The sequence below is a fragment of the Brevundimonas sp. genome (assembly GCF_016742135.1).
GTDB lineage: Bacteria > Pseudomonadota > Alphaproteobacteria > Caulobacterales > Caulobacteraceae > Brevundimonas.
This window is the reverse complement of the sequence record NZ_JACVCG010000002.1, coordinates 431,679-445,553: the sequence shown is the minus strand read 5'-3', so window position 1 is coordinate 445,553 and position 13,875 is coordinate 431,679. Positions and strand designations below refer to the sequence as shown.

Below are 13,875 nucleotides of genomic sequence, written 5' to 3'. Positions count from 1 at the left end.
AGTGCACGGGGCAGCGTCCACCGTCTGCCCTGAAAGCCTCCCGTAATGGCACAGATCACCGCTACCTGCTGTCCCGCGACGGACCTTCCCGACGGGGAAGCCGACGTCTGGCGTGCCTTTCAGGGACAACAGCCGGCCTTTGCCAATCCGCTGATGGGACCCGACTTCGCCCGCGCCATCGGGCGAGTTCGCGACGATGCCGAGGTCGTGACCTATCGCCGGGAGGGCCAGATCATCGGCTTCCTTGGTCTGCACCGCCGCCCCGGAGGGTTTGCCCGTCCTCTCGGCGCACCCTTTGCTGACTATCACGCCCTGATTACCGGCCCGGCGCCCGGCATGGACGGCCCGCAGGCCCTGGCCTTGGCCGGCATCACGGCCTTCCGGCACATCGGCCTGGTCGACCCCCATGGCCTGTTCCCGCCGGTCGGTACCGGGCCGGATGCCTTCGCCATCGAAGCTCCCGAGGGTCCGGACGCCCATCTGGAAGCGATGCGGGCGGCCAGCCCCAGGAAGTTCAAGAACTGGCGACGTCTGTCCAATCGTCTGGCTGAACTCGGCCCGCTGCGCTTCGACCAGAGTCGGTCCCGCAACGACCTCGACGCCCTGCTGACGTGGAAGTCCGAACAGTTCGACCGCACCGGGCTTCAGGACGTTCTGCGTCCGCTGTGGGTCCGCGCCCTGATGTCCGACCTGTTCCACACCGAAACCCCCGATTTCCGGGGTTTGATGCTGACCCTGCATGCGGGCGACACGCTCGTGGGCGGCCATTTCGGCGTGTTCGGACAGGGCACCTATCATCCGTGGATCGCCTCGACCAATCCGTCTCTGGCCCACCTGTCGCCGGGCAATGCCTTCCTCGATCAGGCCATCCGCGCCATGCCCCGGCTGGGGATTGCCGTCTACGACCTCGGCCCCGGCCACGACCACTACAAGCAGCCCTGGGCCTCGACCCGCAAACAGGTCGGGGTCGGCCTGACCCTCGTCGGGAGGCGGGGCAGGGGCCTTCTCACTCTCGGCTCGACCGATTGGGCTTCAGGAGCCGCGGCGCCCCTCGCCAAGGTTCGACGCCGCCTCGACCACATCGCCGCCGTCGACCCCACCCCGACTGGCCGCGCCCTTGCCCTCGTCCACGCCATGCGCGCCATCCCCCGCCGCCTGGCCCCGGGCGGGGCAGTCGAGGGCTGAGGGGGTCCCGGCGAAGGAAGGTTTACCGTCTCCTCCCCATCGTGATGGGGAGGGGGACCGTCCGTAGCCCGAAGGGCGAAGGAGGGTGGAGGGGTTCTTCACCCCGCGCACGCCCTCAAGAGCCCCTCCGTCACGGCGCTGACGCGCCGCGCCACCTCCCCAACTTCGTCAGGGAGGAGACGGAATCCTCGTCATCCTCGGGCTTGACCCGAGGATCGGTGTCACCCGCAACGGCTGGTCGCCTGCCCGGACCGATCCTCCGATCAAGTCGGAGGATGACGATGGGTCGAACGCCTCAAATATAAAACCCGCCCTCAAATTCCCCAACCCTTTCAACACCCCCACCGTTTCTCGCATCGTTCTTCCCGACCAGGTCGCGAGCTGTGCAATCCTCAGAGCGTCCCGTTGCACGGAGGGCTCGTAAGGCCTGCGACCTTGCGGCGGCGGGAGCGGATGGAGCGGGGTTGAAGGCGGCGCTGTCCGGCTTCCGGGTCTCAGGGAGGCTTCGGCAGCCGGGCGCAAGGCCCGCCTTCAACATTGGGCTGAGGGGGATACTCAGTCGTTCCGGGAGGTGTCGCAGGACACCCCTGCCCGCCGGGGGCGCTGCGGTAAGGCCCGAACACGGCCACCCGACGCAAGCTCCTGGAAAACCGTCTGCGCGGAGCGTCTGTCTTCGTCGAAACGGTATTTATTAATGTCTCCGGGCGAAGGCCCGGCGCTCCGCCTGCCCTCCAACCCGCCGCAAACACGGACGGGGGCTTCCGCCTATCCGCGCTCAGCCCCCTTGGCCGCGGTCCACAGGGCGTCCATTTCGGCCAGATCCGACTGGTCTGGCGTCCGTCCGTCCTTCGCCAGCTCCGCATCGATGAAGGCAAAGCGGCGCACGAACTTGGCATTGGACCCGCGCAGGGCATCTTCGGGTTCGACCCCCAGTTTGCGGGCCAGATTGGCGACCACGAACAGCAGGTCGCCGACCTCGTCCTTCATCCGCTCGCTGGACCCGGTGGCGATCTCGACCTTCAGCTCGGCGACCTCCTCGTCCAGCTTGGCGAACACCTCGGCGGTTGAGGGCCAGTCGAAGCCGACCCGAGCCGCCCGCTTCGTCAGCTTGGCCGCGCGGGCCAGCGCCGGCAGGCCGACGGGCACATCGTCCAGCACCCCGTGCTGGGCTTTCGCCTTGCGCTCGGCGGCCTTGATGTCCTCCCAGCGCGCCTTCTGCGAGGCGGCATCGGCCTTCGCCGCCTCATCACCGAACACATGCGGGTGCCGCCGCTCCAGCTTGTCGGCAATGGCCGCAGCCACGGCGTCAAAGTCGAACAGCCCGGCCTCCTCGGCCATCCGCGCATGGAACACGACCTGAAACAGCAGATCGCCCAGCTCGGACTTCAACTCGTCGAAGTCACCGCGCTCGATGGCATCGGCCACCTCATAGGCCTCCTCCAGCGTATAGGGCGCGATGGTCTGAAACGTCTGCTCCACATCCCACGGACAGCCGGTCACCGGGTCGCGCAGCCGCACCATGATGGCGCGCAGCCGGTCGAGCGGGGCAGGGGGCGTGTCGGTCATGCGCCCGACCTAACCGGCCCCGCCCCGGGCCTCAAGCGCCGCGCGGATTTCTGCGTGGCGCTTCTGGTCCAAGGGATAGCGCCACAGGGCCCAGGCCCCGACCACCAGACACAGGGCGGGCAAACCGGCGAACATGGCCTGCAGCCAGGCCAGGGCGGTCGCGCTGTTGGCCCCGCCCAGCGTCGGGTCAAAGCCGGTCAGTCTCAGCCCGGCAAAGGTCATCACCGACACCGCATAGCCCAGCTTGGAGGTCGCCGTCAGGATCGAGAACAGCAGGCCCGTCCGGTCCTCGCCCTGGTCCAGCCGCACCTGATCGGCGACATCGGCCATCATGGCCCGCAGCAGCAGGTCGCCCGAGGCGAAGGCCAGACCGACCAGGGCCACCATCAGCCCGGCGACCACGACCTCGGCATTGCCCAACCCCGCCGCCTCGGCCAGCGACACCAGCACCGGCCCGGCAAAGGCGGCCAGCAGCAGGGTCGCGGCGAAATAGACGCAGGCCAGGATCAGCGCCCCATGCTTGCCCATCCGCACCGCCAGCGCGCTCCACACAGGGGCTCCCGCCAGGCCGGCAACGAAATAGACCAGCAGCAGGATCGACGTCTCGGCCCGCTGAAACCCCTGCACGGCCTCGAAGAAGTAGAAGAACAACGCCCCGACCACGCCGCGGGCAATGCCCAGCATCAGGTCGGCGGTCAGCAGCCTTTGCAAAACCGGCAGTCTGAACAACGACAGATAGGCGAACCGCGCGGCCTTGTCGGGGCTGGGCCCGATCCTGGGTTCCGGCGTAAAGGCAAAGGTGATGCCCAGCGTCAGCGGCAGGGCCACGATGATGAACCATCCCTGCCAGCGCACGGCCGAGGCATAGTCGCCAAGCCCCAGATTCTGCACCAGCGCCGGGATCAGCAGCACCACCAGCACGCCGACGATATTGGCCGTCTGCCACCAGCCATAGATACGCGACCGCTGGTCATAGTCACCGGTCAGGGTCGAGGCCCAGCTGACCTGCGACAACAGGCTGACGGAAAAGCCCAGCGACAGCACGATCAGCCAGATCGCCAGATAGGGCCCGCCCGCGCCCGGGCTGACCATGAACAACATGCCGACCGCCAGCATCAGCACCGGCGCGGCCATGCCCATCCACAGGCGATAGCGGCCGAACCGGCTGTGGGTCCGGTCGATCACCATCCCCAGCGCCGGGTCGACAAAGATGTCCGCCAGCCGGATGACCAGAAAGATCAGCCCGACCAGCGCCAGGTCAACGCCGACATGGCTGGCGTAGAATTCGGGCAGGGTCACATAGACGGGCAGGCCCAGCGCCGCATAGGGCAGGCAGGCGGCGGAAAAGGCCGCCAGCGTCCGGTTCGGCAGGCGTTGGACGGGCGAGGGGGCAGACGTCATGAAGATCCGCTGGCTCAGGGCGCGACTCGACCGCGCCTCCTCTCATACCGCGAATCCGCGTCCGGCAAGTGTCCTCTTGCGATCCGGCCCGGCGTCAGGCTTGCTCCCGTCATGATGCGGATTGCGACCCTTTTGGCCGTTGCCCTGATCGGGCTCGGCGCGGCACGTCCGGCCCTGGCCCAAGACGACTGCGACGGCCCGCTGGGCTTTGCGGGCATAGCGCTGGCCAATGGCTATTCCGTCGACTGGGTGGTCTGGCGACCTTTCGACCAGACCGAACGCGGCTGGCTGGCCTATCTGCCGCTGATCTCGCGCGAGCTCGGCACCCGCTGCGCCCCGGACACGGTGGGCTTTGCCGTGGCCCTTGCCGGCTTCCAGAAGCGCTACGGCCTTGTCGCCAACGGCCTGTTCACACGGGACACCTTCCAGGTGTTCAGGGGCCTGTGGCAGGAACGTCGCCCCTTCGTCATGGCGCGTGTCGCCAACATCTGTCCTGACCCGCCGCCCCAGAGCGAGCTGGGCTATCTCGATCCGTCCGAGGAACACGCCGACCGCATTGTGCGCCTGCTGCAGTACGATGCCCTGAATGCCTATCGTCTCATGGTTCGGGCCGCCCGGGCCGAGGTGCCCGAGATCGCCGAAAATCCGGAACTGCTCCAGATCTTCTCCAGCTACCGCGATCCCGACGAGGACGCCGCCCGCTGTGCGCGGGAAGGCAACTGCGACGGGCTGCGCCGGGCCGTCTGTTCGCCCCATCGCACGGGCGTGGCCATAGACATCTATGTCGGACATCTGGCGGGGCACGGCGTCGACTCGACCCGCTGGGCCAACCGCCGTCACCAGACGCGGGGCCCGGCCTATCGCTGGCTCGTCGACAATGCCCACCGCTTCGGCTTCGTCCCCTATGTCTATGAGCCCTGGCACTGGGAATGGACCGGCCCGACGACCGAGGTGCTGAATTCCGAGCGGCTGGCCCCGTACCCGCACGTCTCTCCCCTGATGGTCAAATGATCCGGACGCTTGCTCCCGGAGAGGTCGACCTGGCCCGCTCGGTCTTTGGCACAGCGCTCCGGACGGATACCATCCGACTCTTCCGCCTGCCGCTGCCGTTCCGCCGCGCGTTCGTCCCGGGGGCGCTGGCGGGCCGCGAATGGATCGGCTGGCCGACCGCGACCTGGGCCGCCGACCTCTCGCAGCAGTCCCTGAGGCGTCAGGCCACCCTGATCCACGAACTGGTTCACATCTGGCAGGCCCAGCAGGGGATCAACCTCCTGATCGCCAAGCTCCGGGCCGGGGACGGACCTTCGGCCTATGCTTATGGCTGCGGCCCGGAAACACACTGGGCCAACCTCAACATCGAGCAACAGGCCTCGGTGATCGAGCATCGGTTTTTGCGGGCCCACGGTGCAACCGTTCCCGGAGACATGGCCTTTTACACGCGGGTCTGTCCCTTCTGAAATTCTGACGGACGCCCCTTGATTGGGAGTCCGTGCGCCCTATTTCGACACTGCAACGGTTACATATTACAAGGAAGCTCACATGCCGAAGGTTCTCGTCCTCTATCACTCGACCTATGGCCACGTGGAACGCATGGCCGAGGCCATCGCCGAGGGTGCGCGTGAGGTCGACGGAGCGGTCGTCGATATCAAGCGCGTGCCCGAACTGGTCCCCGAGGAGCTGGCGAAGAAGAGCGGCTACAAGCTGGACCAGTCCGCGCCGATCGCAAACGTCGAGGACCTGGCCGACTACGACGCCATCCTGATCGGGGCGGGCACCCGCTATGGCACCGCCGCCTCCCAGATGCGGAACTTCCTCGACCAGACCGGTGGCCTTTGGGCCAGGGGGGCCCTTGCCGGAAAGGTGGGCGGGGCCTTCACCTCGACCGCCACCCAGCACGGCGGCAATGAGATGACCCTGATCGGCCTGATCCAGACGATCATGCACCACGGCATGCTGGTCGTTGGCCTGCCCTACACCTGGCAGGGGCAGATGCGGATGGACGAGATCACGGGCGGAACCCCCTATGGGGCCAGCACCATCACGGGCGGTGACGGCTCGCGCATGCCCAGCGAGAATGAGCTGGAAGGCGCGCGCTTCCAGGGCCGCCTGGTAGCCGAAACCGCGAAGAAGCTGTTCGGCTGACCATGCGACGTCCGGCGGTCTTCTTCGGTCATGGCTCGCCCATGAATGCCCTCGGCGGACCGTTCGCCGAGGGCTGGCGGGCCGTCGGGCACCAGCTCGGCAAACCGCGCGGTGTCGTCATGGTGTCCGCCCACTGGGAGACCGCCGGACTCGCCGTCACCGGTGAGGGCCAGCCTCGAACGATCCATGACTTCGGTGGATTTCCTGCCGAACTGCACGCCATGCAGTACCCCGCGCCCGGCTCTCCCGAGCTCGCGGCGCGCGTGTCCGCCCTGACCGGAGCCACGCCCACGGACAAGTGCGGGCTGGATCATGGCACATGGTCCGTCCTGACCCATGTCTGGCCCGATGCCGACGTGCCTGTGGTTCAGTTGTCGCTGGACCGCAGGCTGGACGCCCGGGGTCACTATGATCTGGCCAGGCGCCTGAATGTCCTTCGGGACGAAGACATCGTCATCGCCGGGTCTGGCGACTTCGTTCACAATCTGCGGACATGGAAGCGCGAGGGCGGCGAACCCTATCCTTGGGCCGTCACTTTCAACGAAGCGGTCAAGGCTGCCCTGGTATCGAGAGAACACGACCGCCTGATCAACTGGATAGACATGGCCGAGGACGCCTCGATGAGTGTCCCGACCGAGGAACACTACCTTCCGCTGCTCTATGTGGCGGCGCAAGCCCGAGCCGACGATCCGGTCGCCTTCTTCAACGACCGGATCGAGGGCGGATCGATCTCGATGACCGGAGTCCGGATCGGCTGATCAGCGCTTCTTCGCCAGAATTCCGTCGACGCTGAACGCGCCCGGCCCCGCGAACACCAGATACAGGAACACCCAGCAATAGAGCGCCGCCAGCTCTCCGCCGTTCACCAGCGGGAACAGGCCGCCGGACATGGCGTGAAACTGGAAATAGGCCACAGCCATCATGCCGGACAGCAGGAAGGCGATCGGTCGTGTGAACAGGCCCAGCACGATCAGGGCCCCGCCGACCAGCTCCAGTACCCCGCCGATGCCCATCTGGCTCAGCGGCTGGAACGGGCCCATGGCCTCGGCCGGAAAGGAGAAGATCTTCTGGGTCCCGTGCTGCATGAACATGAGACCGGTGATGATGCGAAGCCCCGCCAGGGCCGTAGGACGGTGACGCTCAAGCGAATCGAACATGGTGACAGCCTCCCTTGCTGAAAGAGCGAGACTGCAATGGCTACGGTTTCAGATCAACCGTTGTTCCGATGGATCGTCAGGCGGCTTCGGCCTCGCCCTCAACCATCCGCTGGATGGAAACATAATCGGTCTTGCCGGTCCCGAGAACGGGCACTTCCTGAACCTTCATGATCCGTTTGGGCACCGCCAGATCCGGTGCCCCATGGCTCCGGGCCCATTCTGACAGGCGCGCTGGATCGGCATCCATGCGGTCCGTGACCAGGACCAGCTTCTCGCCCTTGCGGCTGTCCGGCACGGCCACCACGGCGTGGCGGGACTCGGGCCAGACGGCGCTGGCCAGCCCCTCGACCGCCGTCAGGCTGATCATCTCGCCGCCGACCTTGGCGAACCGCTTTACCCGCCCCAAGATGCTGACATAGCCGTCAGCATCGATGTCCACGATATCGCCCGTGTCGTGCCAGCCATCCTTGAGCGGCTCCAGCTGATCCGGATCATCGGGCGAAATATAGCCGGCCATGACGTTGGGGCCGCGCAGATACAGCCGTCCGCCAGTGTCGATGCCGGGGACCGGATCGACCCGCCACTCCATGTCCGGCAGCATCTGGCCGACGGTGCCCGGGCGGTTCCGGTCCGGGTGGTTGACGGCGACCACCGGGGCGGCCTCGGTCGCGCCGTAGCCCTCCAGCAGCTTCAGGCCCCCGAACCGCGTGTTGAACAGGTGGTGGGTCTCGTCCCGGACCCGCTCGGCCCCGGCCACGACAAACTGCAGCGTCGCGAAATCGTCGGGACCCGCGACCCGTGCATACTGGTTCAGGAAGGTGTCCGTGGCGAACAGGATCGAGGCCTTCACGTCGGGCAGAAGCTCGACGATCTGCTTGGCATGCAGGGGCGAGGGGTACTGGAACGCCTTCATGCCCGTCAGCAAAGGCAGCAGAACGCCGCCCGTCAGGCCGAAGCAGTGGAAGGTCGGCAGGGGGTTGAACATCACCCAGTCGGGGTCCAGGTCGATGTGCGCCGCCACCTGACGCACATTGGATACCAGGTTCGACTGGCTCAGCATCACCCCCTTGGGGCTGCCAAAGCTGCCGGAGGTGAACAGGATCACGCCCGGATCGGCCGGCCGGGTTTCGACGCGGAACTGTTTCGGGAAAAATCCGGCCATCAGCCCGAACAGCTTGTCGGGCAGGCCGATGGTCTTGCGGATGTCGTCCAGCCAGATGATCTCGGCGACCTGGGCCAGGCTGTCGGTCAGCGCTTCCAGCTTGGCCTGGGTGATGAACCGCTTGGCCGACAGGACGCGCTTGACGCCCGAGGCCTTGATCGCGGCCTTCAGGTTCATCTCGCCGGAGGTGAAGTTCAGCATCACCGGGACGCGGCCCATGGCGTGCAGGCCATAGAAGGTGACCACGACGCCCGAACTGGACGGCAACAGGATGGCCACCCGCTCGCCGGGCTCGGTCATGGCGGCGATCTTGCGGCCCAGCACCATGGCCGCCCGGATCAGGCCCGTATAGGTCAGGGGGTTGCGGTCCAGATCCTCCAGGATCGGCTTGTCACCATACTTGTCCCGCGCCGTAATGAGGGCGTCGAAGATGGTTTCCTGAACGGCCCTGGCGTGCATGTCTGGCGACAAACGATACCTCCCTGTGAGGGGTCTTGGCGCCCCTCCTTGATGTTCGGGGCAAACTAGAGACCGGAACGCCCCTTGAAAAGATAAGTTACACGGCGTGAGGGCACGCCAAAGACCCTTGCGGCTTGCCATCCGGGTGCCGAAGGCCGACATAGCGGCTCTTGAGCCCTTACGCCGCCGCCGAAGCCCCGACGCCATGGTCACCCTGATCGACACCCTGCAACGGTCGCCCGCCGAACTGCGCCACCCGGAAAAGCGCAACCGGCCGGAAAGCCCCGTGCTGAAGAAGCCCGAGTGGCTGAGGGTCAAGGCGCCCGGCTCGGGCCAGTACAATGCCACGAAATCCATCGTGAAGGACAAGGGCCTGGTCACCGTCTGCGAAGAGGCGGCCTGCCCCAACATCGGCGAGTGCTGGAGCCAGAAGCACGCCACCCTGATGATCATGGGCGACACCTGCACCCGGGCCTGCGCCTTCTGCAACGTCAAGACAGGCCTGCCCCAACCGCTTGATCCGGAGGAACCAGCCAAGGTCGGTCTGGCCGTGGCCCAGCTGGGCCTGAACCATGTGGTCATCACCAGCGTCGACCGGGACGATGTCTCGGACGGTGGCGCGGCCCACTTCGCCGAGGTCGTGCGCCAGATCCGCCAGCAGGCTCCGAACACGACCATCGAGATCCTGACGCCCGACTTCCTGAGGAAGGATGGCGCGGCCGAGGTGATGATCGACGCCAGGCCGGACGTCTTCAATCACAACCTCGAAACCGTGCCGCGCCTGTACCTGAAGATCCGGCCCGGCGCTCGCTACTTCCACTCCCTGCGCCTGCTGCAACAGGTCAAGGAGCGTGATCCGAACCAGTTCACCAAGTCCGGCATCATGGTCGGCCTGGGCGAGACCAAGGAAGAGGTCATGCAGGTGATGGACGACATGCGCAGTGCCGGTGTCGATTTCATCACCATCGGCCAGTATCTGCAGCCGACCCGCAAGCACGCCGCCATCGACCGGTTCGTCACCCCGGACGAGTTCAAATCCTATGAGGCGATCGCGCGGGCCAAGGGCTTCCTGATGGTCTCGTCCTCGCCCCTGACCCGCAGCTCCCACCACGCCGGCGACGACTTCGCCCGGCTCAAGGCGGCGCGACTGGCCCAGACGGGACGCTGAAGCGCGCTTGGCCGTCCACACCCTGACCCGCATTCTGCCGTATGAGCCGCAGCAGCTGGCCGCGCTGGTTGCCGACGTGCGCGCCTATCCGGACTTTGTGCCGTGGGTCACCTCCATGCGGGTCTGGAACGAGCGTGAGGAAGCGCCCGGCGTCAGCCTGCTGGATGCCGAGGCAGGCGTGGGCTTCGCCTTCCTGAAAGAGCGCTTCTCGACCTGGGTCCGGTATGATCGCACAGCCCCCAAGGTCGAGGTCGGTCTGATCCGCGGGCCGTTCAGGCACCTGAAGAACCGCTGGGCCTTCTTCCCGCATCCCGAGGGCGCGCGACTGGAGTTCATGATCGACTTCGCCTTCCGGTCGCCGCTCCTCGACGCCATGCTGAAGGCCAATTTCGATCGCGCGGTCGAATCCCTGATCCGTCGCTTCGAGGCCGAGGCTGCCCGCCGCTACGGCGCGTCATGAGCTTCGATTTCGACGCCACGGTCGTGGGGGCAGGGGCGGTGGGCCTTGCCTGTGGTCGGGCGCTGTCGAGGCGGGGCCTGACGGTTCTGGTGCTCGAGAAAGAGGCCCACATCGGTCAGGGCGTGTCCTCGCGCAACTCCGAGGTCATCCACGGCGGGCTCTACTATCCGACCGGCTCGCTGAAGGCGCGCGCCTGTGTCGAGGGGCGGCGCCTGCTCTATGCCTTTCTGGAGAGCCGTAAGGTCGACCACTGGAAATGTGGAAAGCTGGTCGTGGCGACCGACGAAGCAGAAGTCGGGCGCATCGAGACCATCTTACGGCAGGGCACGACCAATGGCGTCGAGGGGCTGGAGCCTCTGACCGGCGACCAGGCCCGGACGCTCGAGCCCGCCCTCAATGCCCATGCCGCCATCCTGTCTCCCGAGAGCGGCGTGTTCGACAGCCACGGCTATATGTTGGCCCTGCAAGGCGAGATTGAGGACGCGGGCGGGTCGGTTGTCGTCTCGGCGCCGCTCAAGGGGGCGGAACCACTGAGCGGTGGCGGCTTCTCGATCCGGGTGGGCGGAGAGGGGGGCATGACCGTCACCAGCCGCCTGCTGGTCGCCGCCCCCGGCCTGTCGGCCCAGGCCGTCGCCCGTTCGATCGAGGACTATCCCGCAGACCGCATTCCCGAAGGTCATTTCGGCAAGGGCGTATATTTCCGCCTGACCGGTCCGGCACCCTTCAATCGCCTGATCTACCCGCCGCCCATCAAGGGGGCGCTCGGCACCCACTACCGCAAGGATCTGGGCGGGCAGGGGGTGTTCGGCCCGGATCTCGCCTTTGTCGAGACGGAGGACTATTCCGTCGATCCGGACAGGCGCGACGTCTTTGCGCATTACATCCGTCGCTTCTGGCCCGGTGTTGAGGTCGAACGTCTGGTCCCGGACTATGCCGGTATCCGGCCCAAGCTGCATGGCGAGGGTGAGGACCAGCCCGACTTCCAGCTTCACGGTACCGAAGTTCACGGCCTCGAGGGCCTGATAGCCCTGTTCGGCATCGAAAGCCCGGGCCTGACCAGCTCGCTGGCGCTCGGGGAAATCGTCGCGGACCGGCTGGATGTCTGAGATCCGTCCCGCCACGCCCGATGATCTCGAGGCGCTGCACGCCCTGGTCCACGCCGCCTATCGCGGTGACAGCGCCCGGCGCGGCTGGACACATGAGGCCGACCTGCTGGACGGCAGCCGCATCGACCGCGCCTCCCTGCTGTCAGCGATCACCCTGCCCGATCAGATCGTGCTGGTCGCGGTCGACGGCGAGGCCCTGACTGGCTGTGTCCATATCACCGACCGGGGGGAGGGGCTGGCCTATCTCGGTATGCTGACCGTCGATCCGGCCCAGCAGGCCAGGGGTTTGGGCCGCCGTCTGATCGCCGCGGCCGAAGCGTACGCCTTCCGGCATTTCCACACCCGGCGCATGGAGATGACGGTCATTGTCCACCGGCACGAGCTGATCCAATGGTATCAGCGGCGCGGCTACGGGCTGACAGGCGAGACCCGGCCCTTTCCGGCCACCGACCCCCGCTTTGGCCTGCCGAAGCGCGACGATCTGGCCTTCACCGTGCTGGAAAAGCCGCTGGACCGGATCGTCACCGACCGACTGGTGCTGAGACCCGCCGCGCTGGACGACCTCGACGCCCTGCACGCCGTCTTCACCCGGCCGGAAGCCATGACCTGGTGGTCCTCGCCCCCGCACGAGAGCATGGACCAGACCCGCGCCTGGCTGGACAGCATGATCACCCGTCAGTACTCCGGCCTCGACTTTCTGATCGAGCGCGACGGGCAGGTGATCGGCAAGGCCGGCTTCTTTGCTGCGCCCGACATCGGCTACATCCTCCACCCCGACCATTGGGGACAGGGGCTGGCCCGTGAGGCCACCGTGGCCGTGCTGGATCGCCTGTTCGCCCTGACCGATCACGCCGAGGCCACGGCAGACGTCGATCCCGACAATGCCGCCTCGATTCGTCTGCTGGAGAGCCTCGGCTTTCGCCGCACCGGCTTTGCGGAGCGGACCTGGAACGTGGGTGGCGAGTGGAAGAACAGCTATTTCTATGCCGTTTCCCGCGCGGAATGGCTGGCTCGCACAGGCGCTTGAACTCCGGCGCGGGTTGAGGCATAAGCCGCCCTCCGCTGGCGGCTCACCCGGTTTCTCCGGGATATTGGGCCGCCGCAATTGTTTTCGCGCCCGATCGGGTGCCTCTAACCAAGATTGAGACGGACATGGCCGTTCCGAAGCGCAAAGTATCCCCCTCGCGTCGCAACATGCGTCGCGCCCACGACTCGCTGGGCACCAACGCCTATGTCGAGGACAAGGACACGGGCGAGCTGAAGCGTCCGCACCACATCGACCTGAAGACCGGCACCTATCGCGGCCGCCAGGTCCTGACGCCCAGGGAAGACTAGGTCCACCGCTTCTTCGGCGACACCTGGCTGTCTGCACCTTTCAGCGCCGTCCGGGGCACCGGGCGGCGCTTTGTGCGTTTCGCTGCCGACGAGGGAGAGTCATCACATGTCACACCACCTGAAATCGCTGTTCGCCGCAGCCGGAATGATCGCCCTGGTCGCGGCCTGCAGCCCTGAAGCCGATACTCCGGTCGAGTCCACTGCGCCGCCCGCGGCGACCCAGCCGACCGCCGGGGCCACGACGGGCGTCAATCTGACGGGCGAGGGGTGGGAATCCCTGCGGATCGGCATGACCCGCGCCGAGATCATTGAGGCCCTGGGCGAGGATGCCAACCCGAATGCTGTGGGCGGCCCCGATCCCGAAAGCTGTGACCAGTTCCGTCCTGAACGGGCGCCCGGGTCCATGCTTCTGATGGTCGAGAATGGCCGCCTGACGCGTATTTCGCTGACCGATCCCTCCGACATCATGACCGACAGGGGCCTCCGCGTCGGCGACACGGCCGCCCGCGTCAAGGCCGCCTACGGGGATCAGGCCATTGTCACGCCGCACAAGTATCAGGCCGCGCCTGCCGAATATGTCACCGTCTGGAGTCGCGGCGGGGGCGAAGGCTACATCGAGGACCAGAACGCCCGTGGCATCGTCTATGAGATCGGCGGCGACGGCACCGTCACGGCTATCCACGCCGGGGGCCCCTCGATCCAGTACGTCGAGGGCTGCGCCTGATCCCGAGACG

At 66.7% G+C, this 13,875-nt stretch carries 15 protein-coding genes; 11 read left to right on the top strand and 4 right to left on the bottom strand.

Features of this window, described 5'->3' with window-relative positions; translation table 11 throughout:
• The first annotated feature begins 45 nt into the window (after window positions 1-45).
• The gene (locus tag IBJ06_RS05860) at window positions 46-1,185 is read left to right on the top strand and encodes a GNAT family N-acetyltransferase (protein ID WP_292158154.1); all 1,140 of its coding nucleotides are present in this window, start codon (window positions 46-48) and stop codon (window positions 1,183-1,185) included.
• Window positions 1,186-1,950: 765 nt separating this feature from the next.
• Here IBJ06_RS05860 and mazG read toward each other — a convergent pair.
• Window positions 1,951-2,751, bottom strand: coding sequence for a nucleoside triphosphate pyrophosphohydrolase (gene mazG / locus IBJ06_RS05855; protein ID WP_292158152.1), 801 nt, complete (start codon window positions 2,749-2,751; stop codon window positions 1,951-1,953).
• A 9-nt stretch (window positions 2,752-2,760) separates the two neighbouring features.
• Window positions 2,761-4,152 carry an MFS transporter gene (locus tag IBJ06_RS05850; RefSeq protein ID WP_292158151.1) on the bottom strand — a complete coding sequence of 464 codons (1,392 nt, stop codon included), beginning with the start codon at window positions 4,150-4,152 and terminating at the stop codon, window positions 2,761-2,763.
• Between the two features lie 111 nt (window positions 4,153-4,263).
• On the opposite strand from IBJ06_RS05850, the gene IBJ06_RS05845 reads away from it, so the two are divergent.
• From IBJ06_RS05845 to ygiD, 4 genes are all read left to right on the top strand, one after another.
• Window positions 4,264-5,163, top strand: coding sequence for a D-alanyl-D-alanine carboxypeptidase family protein (locus IBJ06_RS05845; protein WP_292158150.1), 900 nt, complete (start codon window positions 4,264-4,266; stop codon window positions 5,161-5,163).
• Window positions 5,160-5,609 carry a hypothetical protein gene (locus IBJ06_RS05840; protein WP_292158149.1) on the top strand — a complete coding sequence of 150 codons (450 nt, stop codon included), beginning with the start codon at window positions 5,160-5,162 and terminating at the stop codon, window positions 5,607-5,609. The genes IBJ06_RS05845 and IBJ06_RS05840 overlap by 4 nt, the downstream gene beginning before the upstream one ends.
• A gap of 82 nt (window positions 5,610-5,691) precedes the next feature.
• On the top strand, window positions 5,692-6,294 hold the full coding sequence (wrbA, locus tag IBJ06_RS05835; protein ID WP_292158147.1) for an NAD(P)H:quinone oxidoreductase: 603 nt from the start codon (window positions 5,692-5,694) through the stop codon (window positions 6,292-6,294).
• 2 nt (window positions 6,295-6,296) lie between these two features.
• Window positions 6,297-7,052: a 4,5-DOPA dioxygenase extradiol gene (ygiD, locus tag IBJ06_RS05830; protein WP_292158145.1), complete on the top strand. Its 756-nt coding sequence runs from the start codon at window positions 6,297-6,299 to the stop codon at window positions 7,050-7,052.
• Here the strand turns inward: ygiD and IBJ06_RS05825 are convergent, their stop codons facing one another.
• Window positions 7,053-7,451, bottom strand: a complete 399-nt coding sequence (locus IBJ06_RS05825) for a DoxX family protein (protein WP_292158143.1) — start codon at window positions 7,449-7,451, stop codon at window positions 7,053-7,055. It abuts the gene before it with no gap.
• A 76-nt stretch (window positions 7,452-7,527) separates the two neighbouring features.
• Window positions 7,528-9,072 carry an AMP-binding protein gene (locus tag IBJ06_RS05820; RefSeq protein ID WP_292158530.1) on the bottom strand — a complete coding sequence of 515 codons (1,545 nt, stop codon included), beginning with the start codon at window positions 9,070-9,072 and terminating at the stop codon, window positions 7,528-7,530.
• 205 nt (window positions 9,073-9,277) lie between these two features.
• Between IBJ06_RS05820 and lipA the strand changes: the two genes are divergently transcribed.
• From lipA to IBJ06_RS05785, 6 genes are all read left to right on the top strand, one after another.
• Entirely contained in the window at window positions 9,278-10,240 is a 963-nt protein-coding gene (gene lipA, locus IBJ06_RS05815; RefSeq protein ID WP_292158528.1) for a lipoyl synthase, read from the top strand.
• 7 nt (window positions 10,241-10,247) lie between these two features.
• A complete protein-coding gene (locus IBJ06_RS05810; RefSeq protein ID WP_292158141.1) occupies window positions 10,248-10,700 on the top strand; it encodes a type II toxin-antitoxin system RatA family toxin in 453 nt (150 codons plus the stop codon).
• Window positions 10,697-11,806, top strand: a complete 1,110-nt coding sequence (locus IBJ06_RS05805) for an NAD(P)/FAD-dependent oxidoreductase (RefSeq protein WP_292158139.1) — start codon at window positions 10,697-10,699, stop codon at window positions 11,804-11,806. The genes IBJ06_RS05810 and IBJ06_RS05805 overlap by 4 nt, the downstream gene beginning before the upstream one ends.
• On the top strand, window positions 11,799-12,833 hold the full coding sequence (locus tag IBJ06_RS13305; RefSeq protein WP_365812097.1) for a GNAT family N-acetyltransferase: 1,035 nt from the start codon (window positions 11,799-11,801) through the stop codon (window positions 12,831-12,833). The genes IBJ06_RS05805 and IBJ06_RS13305 overlap by 8 nt, the downstream gene beginning before the upstream one ends.
• A gap of 125 nt (window positions 12,834-12,958) precedes the next feature.
• A complete protein-coding gene (rpmF, locus tag IBJ06_RS05790) occupies window positions 12,959-13,141 on the top strand; it encodes a 50S ribosomal protein L32 (protein ID WP_292158137.1) in 183 nt (60 codons plus the stop codon).
• Window positions 13,142-13,247: 106 nt separating this feature from the next.
• On the top strand, window positions 13,248-13,865 hold the full coding sequence (locus IBJ06_RS05785) for a hypothetical protein (RefSeq protein WP_292158135.1): 618 nt from the start codon (window positions 13,248-13,250) through the stop codon (window positions 13,863-13,865).
• The last annotated feature ends 10 nt before the right edge of the window (window positions 13,866-13,875 follow it).